This window comes from Kitasatospora sp. NPDC001527 (genome assembly GCF_040298605.1).
Lineage (GTDB): Bacteria > Actinomycetota > Actinomycetes > Streptomycetales > Streptomycetaceae > Kitasatospora.
In genome coordinates, this window is the sequence record NZ_JBEPAM010000043.1 from 56,233 (window position 1) to 76,191 (window position 19,959).

Annotated in this window: 13 protein-coding genes; 7 read left to right on the forward strand and 6 right to left on the reverse strand. The window is 74.4% G+C overall.

The window, feature by feature from the left end; genetic code table 11:
- Positions 1-12: 12 nt before the first annotated feature.
- From ABT238_RS29985 to ABT238_RS29995, 3 genes are all read right to left on the reverse strand, one after another.
- Positions 13-1,032: a hydroxymethylglutaryl-CoA lyase gene (locus ABT238_RS29985; protein WP_502884357.1), complete on the reverse strand. Its 1,020-nt coding sequence runs from the start codon at positions 1,030-1,032 to the stop codon at positions 13-15.
- Positions 1,029-3,275, reverse strand: a complete 2,247-nt coding sequence (locus ABT238_RS29990; protein WP_350801038.1) for an acetyl/propionyl/methylcrotonyl-CoA carboxylase subunit alpha — start codon at positions 3,273-3,275, stop codon at positions 1,029-1,031. Before ABT238_RS29990 ends, ABT238_RS29985 begins: the two co-directional genes overlap by 4 nt.
- A 109-nt stretch (positions 3,276-3,384) precedes the next feature.
- A complete protein-coding gene (locus ABT238_RS29995) occupies positions 3,385-5,073 on the reverse strand; it encodes a carboxyl transferase domain-containing protein (RefSeq protein ID WP_350801050.1) in 1,689 nt (562 codons plus the stop codon).
- 134 nt (positions 5,074-5,207) lie between these two features.
- Between ABT238_RS29995 and ABT238_RS30000 the strand changes: the two genes are divergently transcribed.
- Both ABT238_RS30000 and ABT238_RS30005 read left to right on the forward strand, forming a co-directional pair.
- Positions 5,208-5,915 (forward strand): SACE_7040 family transcriptional regulator, encoded by a 708-nt coding sequence (locus ABT238_RS30000; RefSeq protein ID WP_350570225.1) that lies wholly within the window; start codon positions 5,208-5,210, stop codon positions 5,913-5,915.
- Positions 5,916-6,415: 500 nt separating this feature from the next.
- Complete coding sequence (locus tag ABT238_RS30005; protein ID WP_350801099.1) at positions 6,416-10,291, forward strand: ABC transporter ATP-binding protein; 3,876 nt, start codon at positions 6,416-6,418, stop codon at positions 10,289-10,291.
- Between the two features lie 70 nt (positions 10,292-10,361).
- Here ABT238_RS30005 and ABT238_RS30010 read toward each other — a convergent pair whose 3' ends face one another.
- On the reverse strand, positions 10,362-11,375 hold the full coding sequence (locus ABT238_RS30010; protein WP_350570224.1) for an ATP-grasp domain-containing protein: 1,014 nt from the start codon (positions 11,373-11,375) through the stop codon (positions 10,362-10,364).
- A gap of 199 nt (positions 11,376-11,574) precedes the next feature.
- Here ABT238_RS30010 and ABT238_RS30015 point away from each other — a divergent pair, with 199 nt between their 5' ends.
- Positions 11,575-12,111 (forward strand): NUDIX hydrolase, encoded by a 537-nt coding sequence (locus ABT238_RS30015; protein ID WP_350801061.1) that lies wholly within the window; start codon positions 11,575-11,577, stop codon positions 12,109-12,111.
- 48 nt (positions 12,112-12,159) lie between these two features.
- Here ABT238_RS30015 and ABT238_RS30020 read toward each other — a convergent pair whose 3' ends face one another.
- Entirely contained in the window at positions 12,160-13,173 is a 1,014-nt protein-coding gene (locus ABT238_RS30020) for a hypothetical protein (RefSeq protein ID WP_350801066.1), read from the reverse strand.
- A 207-nt stretch (positions 13,174-13,380) separates the two neighbouring features.
- Entirely contained in the window at positions 13,381-14,505 is a 1,125-nt protein-coding gene (locus ABT238_RS30025; protein ID WP_502884356.1) for an ABC transporter substrate-binding protein, read from the reverse strand.
- A 410-nt stretch (positions 14,506-14,915) separates the two neighbouring features.
- Here ABT238_RS30025 and ABT238_RS30030 point away from each other — a divergent pair, with 410 nt between their 5' ends.
- The 4 genes from ABT238_RS30030 (at position 14,916) to ABT238_RS30045 (ending at position 19,562) form a co-directional block, all read left to right on the forward strand.
- Positions 14,916-16,433, forward strand: coding sequence for an APC family permease (locus tag ABT238_RS30030; RefSeq protein WP_350570220.1), 1,518 nt, complete (start codon positions 14,916-14,918; stop codon positions 16,431-16,433).
- 301 nt (positions 16,434-16,734) lie between these two features.
- A complete protein-coding gene (gene trpS / locus ABT238_RS30035) occupies positions 16,735-17,772 on the forward strand; it encodes a tryptophan--tRNA ligase (protein WP_350570276.1) in 1,038 nt (345 codons plus the stop codon).
- A gap of 91 nt (positions 17,773-17,863) precedes the next feature.
- The gene (locus ABT238_RS30040; protein ID WP_350801077.1) at positions 17,864-18,820 is read left to right on the forward strand and encodes a S66 peptidase family protein; all 957 of its coding nucleotides are present in this window, start codon (positions 17,864-17,866) and stop codon (positions 18,818-18,820) included.
- Positions 18,821-18,833: 13 nt separating this feature from the next.
- Positions 18,834-19,562, forward strand: coding sequence for a nucleoside/nucleotide kinase family protein (locus ABT238_RS30045; protein ID WP_350570218.1), 729 nt, complete (start codon positions 18,834-18,836; stop codon positions 19,560-19,562).
- Positions 19,563-19,959: the final 397 nt, after the last annotated feature.

A 19,959-nucleotide genomic window follows, 5' to 3' on the forward strand; every position in this document is an offset into this window, starting at 1 on the left:
GGGCCGGTCCGGTCAGTCCGGTGATCCGGCGGGAGTGGTGCCGAGCAGGGCCTGGACCGTGCGGGACGGGCTCGGTCTGCCGAGCCGGCGCGCCATCCAGCCGCTGGTGGCGACCAGGGCGCGCAGGTCGACGCCGGTCCGGATGCCGAGTCCGTGCAGCATCCACACCAGGTCCTCGGTGGCCAGGTTGCCGGTGGCGCTCTTGGCGTAGGGGCAGCCGCCCAGCCCGCCGGCCGAGGCGTCGACGGTGGTGACCCCGCTGCGCAGCGCGGCCAGCGTGTTGCTGAGTGCCTGGCCGTAGGTGTCGTGGAAGTGCACGGCGAGCCGGCCGGTCGGCACCCCCGCCGCGGCGAACCCCTCGAGCAGGGCGGTGACCTGGCCGGGGGTGGCCACGCCGATGGTGTCGCCGAGGCTCAGTTCGGCGCAGCCCATTTCCAGCAGCCGCACGCCGAAGCGGACCACCTGGGCGACCGGGACCGGGCCCTCCCAGGGGTCGCCGAAGCACATCGACAGGTAGCCGCGGACCGGGATCCCGGCCGCCGCGGCCCGTTCCACCACGGGGCGGAACATCGCCATCGCCTCGTCCGCCGAGCGGTTGAGGTTGCGGCGGGCGAAGGTCTCGGTGGCGCTGGCGAACACCGCGACGTCGGTGGCGTGGTGGGCCAGCGCGCGGTCCAGGCCGCGCTCGTTGGGCACCAGCACCGGCAGCCGCAGGCCGGGGTGGCGCTCCGGCAGGCCGGCGAGCCGGGGCATCAGGTCCTCGGCGTCGGCGAGCTGGGGTACCCATTTCGGGTGAACGAAGCTGGTGGCCTCGACGGTTCGCAGCCCGGCGGCCGCGAGCCGGGCGATGAACTCGGCCTTGACCTCGACGGGGACGAGCGAGCCCTCGTTCTGCAGGCCGTCGCGGGGGCCGACCTCGTGGATCCGCACCTCCTCGGGCAGGCCGGGGGCGCGGACCGGGTCCGGCAGGCCCAGGTCGAGGGCGTCCGGTTCGCGGGCGGGGGAGCCGCCTCCCGGCGTGGGGGCGGTCACGACGCCACCGCCGCGGGGGCGGGCTCGGCCTCGGCGGGGGCCACCACGACCAGCAGCTCCTCCATCGCCACGGTGGCGCCGGCGGTGGCCCGCAGCTCGCTCACCGTGCCGTCGTGCGGGGCGGCGATCACGTGTTCCATCTTCATGGCCTCCAGGACGAGCAGGGGCTGGCCCTTGCGGACCGACTCCCCGGCCGCGGTCTTCACGACCGTGACGGTGCCCGGCATCGGCGCGGTCAGGGCGCCGTGGTGGGCGGCGCCGGCGGCGGCGCCCACGCCGACCGCGTCGTGGGTGTGCACCGGCCAGGCGTCGCCGTCGACGCCGAGCCAGGTCACCGGGCCGCCGGCGGGCGCGGCGGGGCCGTCGGCGACGAGGGTGAAACTCGTCCGCAGGCCGTCGACGGTCAGCTGGAGGCGGTCGCCGGAGCGGCCGGCCCGGGCCCGGTGGACCGGACCGGCGTCGAGCCGGATCTCGACCTCCAGGGCGCTGTCGGACGGATTGTCAGTGGTGTCCGTTACGTTGCCCGCAGTGATCGATCGGACGCGCACCGACACCGGTTCCTGGCCGGGGGTACGGAGTCGGTGGGTGGTCCAGGCCGGGTCGCCGCCCAGGCGCCAGCCGGAGGGAAGGGAGAACGGGTCGGTCCAGCCGTCGGCGTCGGAGGCCGGGGCGAGGTCCAGGTGCCGCGCGAGCGCGGCCGCGTAGTAGAGGAGGTGGGCGGGGGCCGGAGGCTCCGGCGGCAGGGAGCCGGAGGGCTCGGCCGGTGGTGCGACCGCGGCGGCCGGGGAGTACGGCGAGGCGAGCAGCCCGGGCTGCTGCTGCGCCGTCTGCTCGACCAGGCCGGTGTCGAGCCGTCCGGCGGCGACCTCGGGGTGGGCGAGCAGCCGCCGCAGGAAGCCGGTGTTGGTGGTGACGCCGAGGATCCGGGTGTCGGCCAGCGCGGCGCGCAGGCGCCGCAGCGCGGTCGGGCGGTCGGGCCCGTAGGCGATGACCTTGGCGAGCATCGGGTCGTAGGAGCTGGTGATCACGGTTCCGGGGGCGACTCCGGAGTCCACCCGGATGCCCTCGCCCCGCGGTTCGTCGAGGAGCAGGATGCGTCCGCCGGTGGGCAGGAAGTCGCGTTCCGGGTCCTCGGCGCAGATTCGGGCCTCGATGGCGTGGCCCTGGAAGGAGATGTCCGACTGGGCGAAGGAGAGGGGCTCACCGGCGGCGATCCGCAGCTGCCACTCGACCAGGTCCAGCCGCCGGGGCCGGCCGGCGGACGACTCGGGGTCGGCCACGGCGACGGCCAGCTCGGTGACGGGGTGCTCCACCTGGAGACGGGTGTTCATCTCCATGAAGAAGAAGTCCCGCACGCCCTTGTCGGTGGCGGGGGAGTCCGGGCCGACGCCGGGGACGATGAACTCCACGGTGCCGGCGCCGGTGTAGCCGCAGGACTCGGCGGCCCGGACGGCCGCGGCGCCCATCGCGGCGCGGGTCTCGGCATTGAGCAGGACGGAGGGAGCCTCTTCGATCAGCTTCTGATGGCGGCGCTGCAGGCTGCACTCGCGCTCGCCGAGGTGGACGGTGGTGCCGTGGGCGTCGGCCAGCACCTGGACCTCGATGTGGCGCGGGCGGTCGACCCAGCGCTCCAGCAGCAGGGTGTCGTCGCCGAAGGCGGTGCGGGCGACGCGCCGGGCCGCGGCGATCTCGGTCGGCAGGTCGGCCGGGTCGCGGACTAGCCGCATGCCCTTGCCGCCGCCGCCGGCGGACGGCTTGAGCAGCACGGGGTAGCCGATCCCCTCGGCGGCCGCGACGAGTTCCTCGTCGGTGGGCGCGGTGGCCTGGCTGCCCGGAACCACCGGCACGCCGGCGGCCCGTACGGCCTCCTTGGCGTTGATCTTGTCACCCATCAGCTCGACCGCGGCGGGAGGAGGTCCGATGAAGACGAGGCCGGCGTCGGCGCAGGCGCGGGCGAAGGAGGCGTTCTCGGCGAGGAAGCCGTAGCCGGGGTGGACGGCCCGGGCGCCGGTCCGGCGGGCGGCGGCGAGGATCTGGTCGGTCCGCAGGTAGGTCTCGGCGGCGGAGCTGTCGCTGCGGTCGGCCGGGCCGAGCCGGACCGCGACGTCGGCCTCGCGGACGTGGGGCGCGTCGGCGTCGGCGTCGCTGAACACGGCGACCGAGCGCACGCCGAGCCGCCGCAGGGTGCGGATCACCCGGACGGCGATCTCGCCGCGGTTGGCGACCAGGACTGTGTCGAACATGGGAGGCGTTCCTCCGGTCGAAAGGAGCCGTACGAAGAGGTGTGGCACCGGGTGGGCGCCGGACACCGGGGAGGCGGCGGGGCGGGTGGACCGCCGCCCGGGAGGAGCGCTACATGCGGAAGACGCCGAACGGGCCGGGCGCCGGGAGCGGGGCGTTGGCGCAGGCGGTGAGCGCCAGGCCGAGCACGGTCCGGGTGTCCATCGGGTCGATCACACCGTCGTCCCAGAGCCGGGCGGTGGCGTAGTAGGCGTTGCCCTGGCGCTCGTACTGCTCGCGCACGGGGCGCTTGAACTCCTCCTCCGCCTCGGCGGGCCACTGCTCGCCGTGCGCCTCCAGCTGGTCGCGGCGGACGGTGGCCAGCACCGACGCGGCCTGCTCGCCGCCCATCACGGAGATCTTGGCGTTCGGCCACATCCACAGGAAGCGGGGTGAGTAGGCCCGGCCGCACATCGAGTAGTTGCCGGCTCCGTACGAGCCGCCGATCACCACCGTCAGTTTCGGGACGCGGGTGCAGGCGACGGCGTTGACCATCTTGGCGCCGTGCTTGGCGATGCCGCCCGCCTCGTACTGCCGGCCGACCATGAAGCCGGTGATGTTCTGCAGGAAGAGGAGGGGGATGCCCCGCTGGTCGCACAGCTCGATGAAGTGGGCGCCCTTGAGGGCGGACTCGGCGAACAGCACGCCGTTGTTGGCGACGATGCCGACGGGGTGGCCGTGGATCCGGGCGAAGCCGGTCACCAGGGTCGCGCCGTACTCGGCCTTGAACTCGGCGAACCGGCTGCCGTCGACCAGCCGGGCGATCACCTCGCGCACGTCGTAGGGCGTGCGCGGGTCGACCGGGACGGCCCCGTACAGGCCGGCGGGGTCGACGGCCGGTGCCTCGGCCGGGGTGAGCGGCCACGGGCGGGCCGGGCGCGGGCCGAGCCCGGCGACGATGGTGCGGACGATGGACAGGGCGTGGGCGTCGTCCTCGGCCAGGTGGTCCGTGACGCCGGAGGTCCGCGCGTGCAGGTCGCCGCCGCCGAGCTCCTCGGCCGTCACCACCTCGCCGGTCGCGGCCTTCACCAGCGGCGGCCCGCCGAGGAAGATGGTGCCCTGATTGCGGACGATGACGGCCTGGTCGCTCATCGCCGGGACGTACGCGCCGCCGGCCGTGCAGGAGCCGAGCACGGCGGCGATCTGCGGGATGCCCGCGGCCGAGAGGCGGGCCTGGTTGTAGAAGATCCGGCCGAAGTGGTCGCGGTCCGGGAAGACCTCGTCCTGCATCGGGAGGAAGGCGCCGCCGGAGTCGACCAGGTAGACGCAGGGCAGCCGGTTCTCCAGCGCGACCTCCTGGGCGCGCAGGTGCTTCTTGACCGTCATCGGGTAGTAGGTGCCGCCCTTGACGGTGGCGTCGTTGGCGACCACGACCACCTCGCGCCCGGCGACCCGGCCGATGCCGGCGATCACCCCGGCGGCCGGGGCGGCGCCGTCGTACATCCCGTCGGCCGCCAGCGGGGCCAGTTCGAGGAAGGGGGAGGCCGGGTCGAGCAGGGTGTCCACCCGGTCGCGGGGGAGCAGCTTGCCGCGCGCGGTGTGCCGGGCGCGGGCCTTGGCGCCGCCGCCGAGCGCGGCCGTGCCGAGCTTCTCGCGCAGTTCGGCGACCAGGGCCCGGTGGGCGGCGGTGTTGGTCCGGTACGCCTCGGAACCGGGGTCGGCGGCCGTGCCGAGCCGGGGTGCAGGAGCGGCGGTGCCCGGGGTGCCGGCCGCCGCGCTGCCGTTGATGCCGGTGGGTGCGCCGGCGGTGGAGATGACCATCCCAAGAGCTCCCTTGCCCTCGGCGGCAGGTGGGCCGACAGGGCTGGTGAGCCCGCGACCCCCACACGTTAATGAACGTTAACTTTCGTCGCCCAGGTTAACGACCGATAACCCCACTGTCTACGATGGACGGCATGCCGAACGTCCCACCCGCCTCCGGGCTCCCACGCCGTGACCAGATCCGCAAGGAGGCCGCCCGCCTGTTCGCGGCCCGGGGTTTCCTCGGCGTCGGCGTGGACGAGATCGGCAAGGCCGTCGGGATCAGCGGGCCCGGGCTCTACCGGCACTTCGCCGGCAAGGACGCCATGCTCGCCGACCTGCTCGTCGGCATCAGCGAGCGGCTGCTGGAGGAGGGGCGCCGCCGGGCGGGCGGCAGCGAGGGCCCGGCCGCCGCGCTGGACGCGCTGATCGGCCGCCACGTCGACTTCGCGCTGGACGACCGCGACCTGATCACCCTGCACGACCGGGAACTGCTCAACCTCCGCGAGGAGGACCGCCGGACCGTCCGCCGTCTCCAGCGCGCCTATGTGGAACTCTGGGTCGACGTGGTCCGCCAGGCCTATCCGCCGCTCGCGGTCCCGTCCGCCGAGCCGGTGGCCCGGGCGTCCGTGCACGCCGTCTTCGGGCTGATCAACTCCACCCCGCACAGCCACGGGCCGAACCCCGCCCACGGCGACGAGCGGGCCGGGCTCGCGCGCGACGCGATGGCCTCGCTGCTGCACGACCTGGCCCACGGGGCCTTCTCGGCGGCAGCGGCCGCCGTCACCACCGCCGCCGACGACGGGGCCGCCGGGGCCGACGGGACCACCCGCGTCGGGGCCGACGCCGGTGCGCGGGCCTGAGTCAGGATCCCGCCGGGGCCGGTTGCGCCGTCCGGGGGAGTGCGGCCGGCGGACGCGGGGCCGGGCGCGCGCTCGGGCCGGCGGCCTAGGACCAAGGGAGGCCCGCGCTCTGCGCCGCTGGGCGGTGGGCGGCCCGGGGTTCGTCGGCGACCCTGGTAGCGGGCGCGCCGGTCCGGTCCGCCGGGAATCACCGCAGGTTGCGGGCTGTTGCCCCCTCCGTCGGGCCGGGACCCCCGGCTCGCCCTGGCCTGAAACTCCATGGCGGCCACCCGACGGAATGGTTAGCATCCCTAAATATGCCTGAGACTCACGGATCTACGGTGGAGCTTTCCCCGAGCGGCACCCGAACCGACACCCCGGGCGGCGCCGGGGACGGGCACGCCCGACCGGGCCCGGCCCCGGACCCCACGACTCCCGACGGCACCGCCGCCGGCACCCCCGCCCACGGCGGCCACGAGGCCGGCGCCGACGGCACCGACGGCCAGGGCTGGCTCCGCCGGCTGCTCGGCTACTGCTGGCGCTCCCGGCGCAGCGTGCTCCTCGCCTTCGGCGCCTCGCTCCTCGGCATGGCCGTCACCGCCCTGGTGCCCCTGGTCACCAAGGTGATCATCGACGACGTCATCACCGCGCACACCCGCCCGCTCGCCCCCTGGGCCGTGGTCCTGCTGCTGGCCGCCGCCGTGGTGTTCGGTTGCACCCAGGTCCGCCGCTACTACGGCGGGCAGCTGGCCGTCGACGTCCAGCACGACCTGCGCGCCGACCTCTTCCGCTCGCTCGGCAGGCTCGACGGCCACCGCCAGGACCGCCTGGACACCGGCCAGGTGGTCGGCCGCGCGACCTCCGACCTCCAGCTGGTCAACGGGCTGCTCTCGATGCTGCCCATGATGACCGGCTTCCTGATCATGTTCGCGATGTCGCTCGGCGTGATGATCTGGCTCTCGCCGCCGCTCACCCTGGTCGCCCTGGTCATGGCCCCGGCGCTGTGGTGGGTCTCGGTGCTCAGCCGCAAGCGGCTCTTCCCCTCCACCTGGGCCGCCCAGCAGGAGGCCGCCGCCGTGGCCGGCGTGGTCGACGAGGCGATCGGCGGCGTGCGGGTGGTCAAGGGCTTCGGCCAGGAGGCGCAGGAACTGGACAAGCTGGAGACGGCCTCGCGCCACCTCTTCGCGGCCCGGCTCCGCTCGATCCGGCTCAACAGCCGCTACAACCCCGCGATGCAGGCGATCCCCGCGCTCGCCCAGGTGGCGGTCCTGGCCTTCGGCGGCTGGCTGGCGGTCGACGGCCGGGTCACGCTCGGCACCTTCGTCGCCTTCTCCGCCTACGTGGCGCAGATGACCGGCCCGGTCCGGATGCTGACCATGGTGATCACGGTCGGCCAGCAGGCCCGCGCCGGTGTCGAGCGCGTGCTCCAGCTGATCGACGAGCGCCCGCTGGTCCAGGAACGCCCGGACGCCGTCACCCTCGACCTCGCCCGCACCCCGGCCGTCGCCCCCGCCGGCACCGAGGCCTCCGCGGCGTCCGGCACCGAGGCCTCCGCGCCGTCCGGCGCCGGCGGGCCCGGCACCACCGGCCCGCGCGTGGTCGGCCCGCTCACCACCGAGGTGGCGCTGGAGTTCGACCGGGTCGGCTTCCGCTACGACCCCGAGCACCCTTCGCCCGTCCTGCACGACCTCGACCTGCGCCTGGCCCCGGGCGAGACCCTGGCCCTGGTCGGCGCGTCCGGCTCGGGCAAGTCCACCGTCGCCCAGCTGGTGCCGCGGTTCTACGACCCGGCGGCCGGCACCGTCCGGCTCTACGGCCACGACCTGCGCGACCTGACCCTCGACTCGGTCCGGGCGGCCGTCGGCATCGTGCCCGAGGAGAGCTTCCTCTTCTCCGAGACGGTCCGCACCAACATCGCCTACGGGCGCCCGGACGCCACCGACGAGCAGGTCGTCGCCGCCGCCCGCGCCGCCCAGGCCGACGAGTTCGTCCGGGCCCTGCCCGACGGCTACGAGACCAAGGTCGGCGAGCAGGGCCTCACCCTCTCCGGCGGCCAGCGCCAGCGCATCGCGCTGGCCCGCGCCATCCTCACCGACCCCCGCATCCTGCTCCTCGACGACGCCACCTCGGCGGTCGACCCGCAGATCGAGGCGGAGATCCACGACGCGCTGCGCTCGGTCATGGCCGGCCGCACCACGCTGCTGATCGCGCACCGCCGCTCCACCCTCCAGCTGGCCGACCGGATCGCCGTCCTCGACCACGGCCGGCTGCTGGACCTCGGCACGCACGAGGAACTCGAGGCCCGATGTCCCCAGTACCGGGCCCTGATCACCGACCCCGAGGCCGGGCGCACCCTCGCCGCACCGAAGCCGTCCGACCCCTCCGGCCTGGCCGAAGCAGCCGAAGCGACGGTGGCCGGCGACCCGGCCGAAGCGAAGGACCCGGCGCGGCCGGCCCCCGCCGCCGCGCCGCCCGCACGCCCCGCGATGCCCACCCCGGCCCTGGCCAAGGCGGCCCGCACCGCCGCACCCGACCTGCTCGCCAGGGTCACCGCCCTCCCGCCCGCCACCGACACCCCGGCGATCCCCCGCGCCGAGGCCGAGCACGGCGACCCCGACTTCAGCCTCCGCCGCCTGCTGCGCCCCTTCCGCGCACCGCTCGCCCTCGCCCTGGTGCTGGTCGCCCTGGACGCGGGCGCCGGCCTGGTCCTGCCGATCCTGATCCGGCACGGCATCGACGACGGCGTCAGCAAGGGCGTCATGACCGGTGTCGCCGTCGCCGCGCTCACCGCCCTGGCGATCGTCCTGCTGGACTGGCTGGTGCAGAGCGCCGAGAACCGGGTCAGCGGCCGCACCGGCGAACGGGTGCTCTACACCCTCCGGCTCAAGATCTTCGCCCACCTCAACCGGCTCGGCCTCGACTACTACGAGCGCGAGCTGTCCGGCCGGATCATGACCCGGATGACCACCGACCTGGACTCGCTCACCTCGTTCCTGCAGACCGGCGTGGTCACGGCCGTCGTCAGCCTGCTGACCTTCCTCGGCATCCTCGCGGCCCTGCTGGTGATCGACGCCGGACTCGCCCTCGCGGTCTTCGCCGTGCTGCCGCCACTGGTCGTGGCCACCCTGGTGTTCCGACGCAAGTCCAAGGCCCAGTACGAGATCTCCCGGGACCTCATCAGCACGGTCAACGCCGATCTCCAGGAGAACGTGGCCGGCATGCGGATCGTCCAGGCGTTCCGCCGGCTGGACACCAACACCGACCGCTTCGTCGCCCGCGGCATTGCCTACCGGCAGGCCCGCGTCCGGGCCCAGCTCTACATATCGCTGTACTTCCCGTTCGTGCAGTTCCTCTCCAGCGTGGCCGCCGCCCTGGTGCTGATCGTCGGCGCCTCGCGGGTGGACTCCGGCACGCTCACCGTCGGCGCGCTGGTGGCGTACCTGCTCTACATCGACCTGTTCTTCGCGCCGGTCAACCAGCTCTCCCAGGTGTTCGACGGCTACCAGCAGGCGGCGGTGGGCCTCGGCCGGATCCGCGAACTGCTGCGCACCCCGACCAGTACCGCGCAGGCCGCCGACCCGGTGCCGGTCCGGGCCGCACTGCGCGGCGAGATCGAGTTCGACCGCGTCGGCTTCGCCTACAACGGGGGAGCGGACGGCGCCCCGGACGTCCTCACCGATGTCAGCCTGCGGATCCCCGCCGGGCAGACGGTGGCGCTGGTCGGCGAGACGGGGGCCGGCAAGTCGACCCTGGTCAAGCTGGTCGCCCGGTTCTACGACGCGACGTCCGGCACCGTCCGGGTCGACGGCGTGGACCTGACCCGCTACGACCTCGCGCAGTACCGGCACCGGCTCGGCGTGGTGCCGCAGGAGGCCTACCTGTTCGCCGGGACGGTGCGCGAGGCGATCGCGTACGGCCGGCCCGGCGCCTCGGCGGCCGAGGTGGAGGCGGCGGCCCGGGCGGTCGGCGCGCACGACATGATCGTCCGGTTGTCCGACGGCTACGACCACGAGGTCGCCGGGCGTGGGCGCAACCTTTCGGCGGGCCAGCGCCAGCTGATCGCGCTGGCCCGGGCGGAGCTGGTCGACCCGGACATCCTGCTGCTGGACGAGGCCACCGCGGCCCTCGACCTGGCCACCGAGGCGGCGGTCAACCACGCCGCGGACCGGCTCAGCGGCGGCCGCACCACCCTGGTCATCGCCCACCGGCTGACCACCGCCGAGCGGGCCGACCGGGTCGTGGTGCTGGACCACGGCCGGGTGGTCGAGGACGGCACGCACGCCGAACTGCTCGCCCGGGGCGGGGCGTACACCCGGCTCTGGCAGGCGTTCGTGGCCGAGGGCCACCACCGGAGCGCCGCCGCCTCCGTGGCGGCCGCGGACGCGATCGTCGGATGACCGGACCGGGCCGGGCCGTGGGTACCGGAACCGGCACCCGCGCCCCCGGCCCGCCGGCATCTCGCCGGCGTCACGCCGCGAGCAGCGCGATCAGCAGCCCCGAGGGATCGATCCCCCGGGGCAGCTCGCTCACCTGCCCGTCCCCGACCTCGACCACCCGCCACCCGGAACCGTCGGCCCGCTCGGCGAGGTCGGTGGTGACGAACCGGCAGCCCAGCGCGCGCACCAGCGGCCGGACCACGGACAGGTCGGGCGCGGCCGGGCAGCCGGGCAGGTCCGGGTGCGGCCCGACCAGCACCGGCTCGCCGTCCAGCCACCACACCCGGGCCTCCACGGCCCGCCGCCGACCGTCCGGTCGCGTGTCGCGGCCCCCGGCCGGCGGTTCCGAGTCGCCCCCGGAACCGCCGGCCGGGGTGCCGGGGGTGTCCCACACCACCCGGGTGAACTCCTCGAACCGCCGCAGCACCACACCGCCCGCCAGATGCTCGGCCTGCAGTTCCACGAACCGCGCGACCACCCGCCCGACGGCCGGCAAGTCCGCCAACTCCGGGATGTAGCAGGCCTCGTCCCACTCGTGCTTGCGGGACTTCACGTAGTCCTTGACGATCGCCGGCCCCTGCCCGCCCAGCCGGGCGACGGCCGCCGCCAGCCGCTCCGCACCGGGCGGCTCGATCCCCGCCCCGGGCTCCGCTCCGGCCCCGGCTTCGCCCCCCGCGCCCGCCAGCGGCAGCCAGACGCTCTGCGGCGTGGCCCCCTCGAACACCTCGTACCAGCCCGGCAGTTCGTGCGCCGAGGCGTACCCGGGCGGGCTGGTCAGCAGCTGCCCGCCGCGTTCCGACAGGGCGGCGGCGAAGTCCGCGTAGCGGGGCGAGGGCAGCATCCACCCCCGGTACCAGAACGGCCCGCGCCCCGCCGGCACCAGGCGGACGGCCCCGTGGGCGTCCCCGGCGAGCAGCGCGTCGTGGTCGACCAGGTGGTGCTCGCCGCCCAGGTCGCGCAGCAGCCGGGCCTCCCAGGCGAACTGCGGATCGACCCGGCGCGGGTCCAGCGGATGGGCGGGGAGGAGAAAGGCGGGTGCGGGCATGGGCGTCAGGGTAAGGCCACCGGCTGACCGGCGGGCCGTCAAAACCCCGACGTCACAGGCCTGGACCCCGCATGGACGGCCCCGTCCGGGAGGCCGCCCGGGCAGCCGCCCGGCGGCCCGCGCCGACAGCCCCGCCCACCGGGCCGGCCCCGGCCGGAATCCACTCGACGCCCGCGCGGCCCGCTGCGAGAGTGACCCGATGCGAAACCTGTGGCGCAACGCGCGAAGGACCCCCCGGCAGGCGGCCCGCACGGTCGTCCTGGACGAAGGGGGCGCCGTCTTCCTCCTGCGCTCGGACAACAGCGAGGTCGGCGTGCACTGGACCATGCCGGGCGGCGGCATCGAGCCCGGCGAGACCCCGTGGGCCGGGGCACGCCGGGAGCTCCGGGAGGAGACCGGCTGGTCCGACCTCGAACCCGGCCCGCTGCTGTGCACCTGGGAGCACGACTTCACCTGGCACGGCACGCCCGTCCGCCAGCACGAGCACATCTACCTCACCAGCGGCCCGCACCGCGGCCCGGTCGGCGACGTCAGCGCGACGCACGCCGCCGACAAGATCCTCGACTGGCGCTGGTGGACCCCGCAGGACCTCGCCGACGAGAACGCGGACGCCCTCTGGCCGCCCCGGCTGCCCGACCTGCTGGCGGCCGTACGGGAGGGCTGGCTCACCGACCGCCGGGCACCCGAACCCGTCGACCTCGGCTACATCCCGAACGCCGACCCCGCCCGCTCCTGAACGGCCGCCCCGCTCCTCACCGGCCCGTCCGCCCCTGAACCGGCCGGCCTAGACCGTGCGCCGCCCGCCGCGCCGGCCCGTCCGCCCGGGCGGGCCGGCCCGCCAGTCCCGCGGCTCCAGCTCCCGGTCGTGCAGCGCGCCGGGGTTGATCACGACGGAGAGCTGCGCCCCGGCCAGCCGCTCGTAGGCGAGGCCGGTGGCGCCCAGCAGCAGCTCGGTCGGCACCGAGACGGCGATCGCGGGCCGCCACGCGGGCAGCACCACCAGGCAGGTCCCCCGGCCGAGCCGGACGAGTTCGGCGGTGGCGCGGATGGCGGGGCGCTCCTCGGGCCGGGTGGCCGTGCCGGCCGGCCCCGGTCGCCCGGCCGCCTCCGGCAGGTGCGGGGTGGCGCCGATCAGGACGCCCAGCGGGGCCTCGGTGCCCGTCGCCGGCCGCGCGGCGGCGCCGGTCCGGTCGTCGTCGGTGCGCGGCCCGGGGACGGACGGCACGTCCGCCGCCGTTCCGGGGCCGGTGCGCGCGGTGTCCGGCCGCAGCGGACCGGCCGCCTGCGGGTGCATCCGGCGCAGCCGGCGCGATGGAGCCGGGCGCCGGGTGGCGAGGGTGCGCAGTTCCTCCCGGGCCGCGCGCAGCACGGGGACGGTCCGGTCCTGGGCGGCCGGCGGCTGTTGCAGGCGGACGAAGCCCTCGCCGCCGCCGCCACCGCCGGCGCCGTCCGTGCCGTCGGTTCGCTCCGGTGCGGCCCCGTCACCCGGACGGCCGAGCGCGGCGCCGGTCCGGTCGCCGGCACCGCCGCCGCGCGGCTGCGGCACGGAACCGCCGGGCAGGACGCCGGCCGTCCCGCCCGTCCGGCCGTCGGCCACCGCCGCCGCGATCGAGCAGCGGGGCGCGCCGCCCGGCGGCACGGCGCCCGCGGCACCGCCCGCGGCGGTTCCCGCGGATCCCGAGGCCTGCGCGGCCCCGTCCTCGCGGGCAGGCGCGGGCGCGGGCACGGACGGGGCCGGCGGCGCGGCTGGCGGGGCCGACGGCGGCGGGTCGGCGGCGGTCTGGTCGAGCGTGGTCATTGGTACGGGCCCTTCGGGGTTCGGTGCCGTCGATCCTCCCGCACCGGGCGATCTGCTCCAAGCGCCTTTCCGCCCCGCGCGCCCCACGCCGCCGTTCTGTCCCATCCGCCCCATCCGTCCCGCCCGCCCCGCGCCCTGACGCCCCTTCGGACCGGTCCGGACCGCGTCGGCCCGGACCGGCCCCGTGCGGCGCCCGGTGAGCGCGGATCAGGCGCCGGGCGCCACGAAGCCCTTGAGCTCGCTCAGGACGACGTTGGCCGCGGCCACGCCGAGACCGAGGAACCAGGTCTCGTCCGACACCGGACGGGCCTGCCCGGACTTGACCGCGCCGAGCGTCTTCCACAGCGCCCCGCCGAGCACCGTGTCCTGGTTGGTGGAGCTGGGGGTGCCGTAGACGCCGTAGAAGATCCAGTCGGCGTCGGCCTTGTCGATCTGCTCGGGGCTGATCTCGACCGCGAGCTCCTTGACCTGCTCGATCTTGGGCTGCGGCAGCTGGGCGTCGATGAGGATGGTGCCGATGAAGGACAGCTCCGCGTACAGCCGGGTCTTGCCGGGCATGAAGCGCAGTGGCGAGATGGTCGGCTTCTTGTCGCCGAGCTTGGCGCCGATCGCCGCGGCGGCCGCCTGGTAGGCGTCCAGCTGGGCCTTGGCCTCCGCCTCCAGGCCGAACGGGCTCGCGTTGAGCAGGAAGTTCTGCTTCCACGGGTAGCCGGGGCGCAGCGAGAAGACGGTCGGCGCGATCTTGGAGAGCTGCGCGTACTGGTCCTGGGCGCGCAGCTGGCTGCCGAGGATCAGGTCGGGCTTGAGCGCGGCGATGGCCTCCAGGTTGAGGCTGTTGATGGTGCCGACGTCGGTGGGGTTGCCGGCCTTGTCCCCGAGGTAGGACGGCATCTTCTTGGAGCCGTCGGTGTGGACGACGCCGACCGGCTGGATGCCGAGCGAGACGACGTTGTCGAGCTCACCGGTGTCGAGGACCACGACCCGGACCGGCTTGGCGGGGATGACCGTCTCGCCCATCGCGTGCTTGATCGTCCGGGGGTAGACGCCGGGGGCGGCGTCGGTGCCGAAGCCCTTCATCTTCTCGATCACGGTGGCGTAGTCGTCGCCGCCCTGCTTGACCGACTTCTGGTCCGGCGAGGAGCCGCCGGAGGGCTTGGCCGTCCCGCCGCCGGAACCGGTGGAGCCGGAGCCGTCCGTGCCGGAGTCGCCCGAGCTGCCGCAGGCGGTGAGCAGTCCGCCGAGGCCGAGAACGGCTCCGCCGGTGAGGGCCGCGGTGAGCAGGGTCCGGCGGCTGGGGCGGTGGGCGGTGGGCTGGCCGGGGGTGGGGGACACGCGGCACTCCTCCAGGGATGGGGCGTCGGGGTTAGGTGAGGCAAACCTATCCGACGTCCCCGGCGGGCTCCCCGCCGGACCGCCCGAGGGCGCGAAACCCGGTTCGAAAACATCACAAACCATGACGATTCCGGCACATCAATTCGGTAACAACCCTTAGAAATAAAGGTACACGCCTTAACGGCCCATGCATCATCGGCCAACTGTTGGTCGCTGGCTGGCAAATCAAAGGGAGTGGCTCAGATCACCCGAGGTTGGCCTACTCAACCTTCGGTACGCGCACCTAGGGTGCGCTGGTGGTTGATCAGCAGCTCTCAGAGCACGGAAGCAGCGGCCGGGCAACGGCGCCCGCCGCTCCGCAGGGTGCCCCGGTCAGTGGTGCCAGTGGTGGAGCCCCCGGAACCGGACCGGTGGCGGCGGGGGCGACGGGGGCAGCGGGGGACAAGGGCCTACGGGGCAACTCCGTCGGCCTGCTGAGCAGCGTGGTCCTGGGCGTCTCCACGGTCGCCCCGGTCTACTGCCTGACCGCGACCCTGGGGCCGACCGTCACGGCGGTCGGCGTCCAGATGCCCGCGGTCTTCCTGGCCGGCTTCCTGCCGATGCTGCTCGTCGCGTTCGCGTACAAGGAGCTCAACAAGGACTTCCCGGACTGCGGCACGTCCTTCACCTGGACGGTCAAGGCCTTCGGCCCCCGGGTCGGCTGGATGGCCGGCTGGGGCCTGACGGTCGCCACGATCATCGTGCTGTCCAACCTGGCCGGGGTGGCCACCGACTTCCTGTACCTCATGCTCGGCGAGATGACCGGCAGCGGCGCCGTCGCCGACCTCAACGACAACAAGGCCGTCCACCTGGCCACCGTCGTCGTGCTCATCGCCGCCGCCACCGCGATGAGCTATCGCGGCATGACGGCCACCAAGTGGTTCCAGTACAGCCTGGTCGGCCTGCAGCTCGCCGTCCTGCTGCTGTTCGCCGGCATCGCCATCGCCAAGGCCGCCGCCGGCGACCTGCCCGACTCGATCGGCTTCTCCGCCTCCTGGCTCAACCCGCTCGAAGTGAGCTCGTTCAGCGCGTTCACCGCCGGCCTGTCGCTGTCGATCTTCATGTACTGGGGCTGGGACACCTGCCTCACCATGAACGAGGAGACCAGCGGCAGCGCCAAGACCCCGGGCCGGGCCGCGATGATCTCCATGGTCACCCTGGTCGGCTCCTACCTGCTGGTCGCCATCGCCGCCCAGATGTTCGCCGGCGTCGGCACCAACGGCACCGGCCTCGGCAACCCGGACACCGCCGACAACGTCTTCGCCGCCCTGGCCCGCCCGGTGCTCGGCTCCCCGTGGAGCATCCTGCTCTTCGTGGCCGTCGTCGCCAGCGCCGCCGCCAGCCTGCAGACCACCTTCATCCCGGTCGCCCGCACCCTGCTCGCGATGAGCGCCTACCGCGCCGTGCCGCCGCGCTTCGGCACCGTCCACCCGCGCCACCGCACCCCCGGCTTCGCCACCGTCGCCGCCGGCATCGCCACCGCCGCCTTCTACGTCGGCATGAGCGTGATCAGCGAGAACGTCGTCCAGGACACCATCCTGGCCCTCGGCCTGATGATCTGCTTCTACTACGCGCTGACCGCCTTCGCCTGCGTCTGGTACTTCCGCCGCTCGCTCCGCGACAGCCTGCGCGACCTCGTCGTCAAGGGCATCGCCCCGCTGCTCGGCGGTGTCCTGCTCAGCGGCGTCTTCCTGCAGACCCTCACCGACGCCTGGGACCCCGCCTACGGCAGCGGCGCCGTGTTCGGCATCGGCTCGGTGTTCGTCATCGGCGTCGGCATCCTGCTGCTCGGCGCGGTGCTCATGCTCGTGTACGGCGTCTACCGGCCCGCCTTCTTCCGGGGCGAGACGCTCCGCAAGGACACCCCCGCCCTCGTCGTCGAGGACTGACGGCGAACCGGGGAAACCACGGCGGACCCTGGCGGGCACCCGCTATCCTCGAACCCATGAAGCGCTTCGCAGGTCTGAACTGGTGGCCGTCCTAGGACGGCCACCAGCCACGCCTGACCAGGGCCGTCCGGGATGGACGGCCCTGCTGCGTTTCTCCGACGGGACGGGCCCCGAGCCCCGGACGGCCGCCACCACCGCCGTACCGAGGAGAAACCCCGTGACCACGACCACGACCGTCGCCGGCCCGTCCCACCCCGACGAGCCCGGCGACGCCGCCGGCCCCGCCGCCCTCACCCCCGAGATCCTCGACACTCCCGACACTCTCGACGAGAGCCTCCGGGACAACCCGGCCGCCCACCGCGTCCTCACCGGCGACCGCCCCACCGGCCCGCTCCACCTCGGCCACTACTTCGGCAGCCTCCGCAACCGCGTCCGCCTCCAGCGCCTGGGCGTCGAGATGTTCCTGGTCATCCCCGACTACCAGGTCATCACCGACCGGGACCTCGCCGACCGCCTCGCCGAGCACACCGAGAACCTCGTCCTGGACTACCTCGCCACCGGCATCGACGCCGACCGGGCCACGATCTTCACCCACAGCTCCGTCCCCGCCCTCAACCAGCTGCTGCTTCCCTTCCTCAGCCTGGTCAGCGTCGCCGAGCTCCACCGCAACCCCACCGTCAAGGACGAGATCGCCCACTCCAGCCAGGCCGCCGTCAACGGACTGATGCTCACCTACCCCGTCCACCAGGCCGCCGACATCCTCTTCTGCAAGGCCGATCTGGTCCCCGTCGGCAAGGACCAGCTGCCCCACCTGGAGGTCGCCCGCACCGTCGCCCGCCGCTTCAACGAGCGCTACCCCCGCCCCGACGGCACCACCGTCTTCCCCCGTCCCCGGGCCCTGCTGGGCGCCGCCCCGCTGCTGCTCGGCACCGACGGCGGCAAGATGAGCAAGAGCCGCGGCAACTCCGTCCCGCTCGCCGCCGACGAGGACACCACCGCGCGTCTCCTCAAGGGCGCCAAGACCGACGCCGACCGCCGCATCACCTACGACCCCGCCGCCCGGCCCGAGGTCTCCAACCTCCTCCTGCTCGCCGCCCTCTGCCAGGACCGCGCCCCCGAGGAGGTCGCCGAGGAGATCGGCGACGGCGGCGCCGCCGCGCTCAAGCGCACCGTCACCGAGGCCGTCAACGAGTACTTCCGCCCGATCCGCGCCCGCCGCGCCGAACTCGCCGCCGACCGCGGCCACCTCCGCGACGTCCTGCGCGCCGGCTCCGAACACGCCAACGCGATCGCCGACGCCACCCTCGCCGAAGTCCGGGAGGTCATGGGATCGCTGTGAACGCGTCAGGGGCATAACCTCTCGGGGCCGGTCCCGCACCGGCCCCGGGACCCCCGCGCCCGAGACACCGCACCCCGGAAGGAACCCGGCCATGGACCAGCACCCGACCACCCCCGGCCGAGGACTGACCCGCCCGCCCCACCTCCGGCCCGGGGACCACATCGCCGTGGTCGCCACCAGCGGCCCCATCGACCCCCAGCGCCTCGCCGCCGGCACCGCCCTGCTGCGCTCCTGGGACCTGCGCGTCACCGTCGCCCCGCACGTCCTCGACACCCACCCCGTCCTCGGCCACCTCGCCGGCACCGACGCCGATCGCGCCGCCGACCTCCAGGCCGCCTGGCTCGACCCCACCGTCGACGCCGTCATCTGCGCCCGCGGCGGCTACGGCGTCCACCGCATGGTCGACCTCCTCGACTGGGACGCCCTGCGCGCCGCCCCGCCCAAGGTGCTGATCGGCTTCAGCGACGTCTCCTCGCTGCACGAGGCCTTCGCCCAGCGCCTCGGCCTCGCCACCCTCTACGGACCGATGAGCGCCACGGCCACCTTCCTCGAGGACGGGCCCACCGCCGAACACCTGCGCCGCACCCTCCTCGACCCCGCCGCCACGACCGTGCTCACCTCGGCCACCGCCACCGCCCTCGTCCCCGGCCGCGCCCGGGGCATCACCGCCGGCGGCTGCACCCACGTCCTCGCCGCCGAACGCGGAACCCCCGCCGCCCGCCCCTCCTTCGCCGGCAGCATCCTGATCCTCGAGGACGTCAACGAGCACCCCTACCAGCTCGACCGCCTCCTCACCCAGCTCCTGCGCTCCGGCGCCTTCGACGGAGTCACCGGCATCGCCCTCGGCTCCTGGGAGGGCTGCGGCCCGCTCGACCGGGTCCGGGACGTCATGCTCGACCGCCTCGCACCGCTCGGCATACCGATCATCTGGGAACTGGGATTCGGCCACGGCCCCTCCACCCTGACCGTCCCGCTCGGCGTCCCCGCCCTGCTCGACGCCGACGCCGGCACCCTCACCCTGGACCTGCCGGCCCTCGCCGAACGCTGAGTAGGGTTCGCCCATGAACGCGGACCGCTCCACCGGGACATCCACGGGAACCCCCGCCGAGGCCGCCCTCGACGCGGAGAGCCTCACCGCCCTCGCCCTCGGCCTGCTGCGGGGCCCCGGCAGCAACGCCCGCGCCATCCTCGGCCTCGCCGGCCCGCCCGGCGCCGGCAAGTCCACCCTGGCCCGGCACCTCGTCGACGAGGTCGAGCACCGCGAGGGCCCGGGCAGCGCCGCCTACCTCCCCCTCGACGGCTTCCACCTCTCCGGCGCCCAGCTGGAACGCCTCGGCCTCGGCCACCGCAAGGGCGCACCCGCCACCTTCGACGCCCACGGTTACCTCTCCCTGCTGCGCCGGGTCGCGACCGAGCGCTTCCAGGACATCTACGTCCCGGACTTCGACCGCGACCTCGACGAACCGGTGGCCGCCCGCCACGTCGTCCACCCGCACACCCGCCTCGTCATCACCGAGGGCAACTACCTCGCCGCCGCAGACCACCCCTGGCCCGAGGCCCGCGGCCTGCTGCGCGAACTCTGGTACGTCGAGACCGACGACGCCGTCCGCGAGGCCCGCCTCCTCGACCGCCACCGCGCCGGGGGCCGCGACGAGGCCACCGCCCGCCGGTGGGTCACCGGCAACGACCACCCCAACGGCGAGTACGTGAAGGCCGGCCGTGCCGCCTGCACCCGCGTCGTCCGAGTAGGCCGTTTGCCTCAGCCCCCGAATGGGCGTAGTGTTCTCTAGTCGCTCGGCTGGGAGCACCGGACACGCGTCTGCGCGGACGGTCCCGGGGCGGCCAATCCTCTGAAACACCACCTCTTCCCGGTTGCGGGCCGAGGCGTGTCGTTATGTGTTTCGACGCGTTCCGGCTCAGGGTTTATTCGGTGTGCCTGTTTTCGGGGATTGCGGCCGGATTCGCTTTTCGGAGCGGTGATCGGCTAGAGTTTGAAACGTCGGACGGGGCGTCAAGCCGCAGAAGACACCAGCGAGTTGGATGAAGGAAGCGCCGGGAACGGCACGGAAAACATCTGATAAGCTGGAGACAGGAAAGAACGAAGCGCCCGGAGGGCCGGTGTGAAAGCCGCCTGATGGAAGCGTCCGTTCCTTGAGAACTCAACAGCGTGCCAAAAGTCAACGCCAG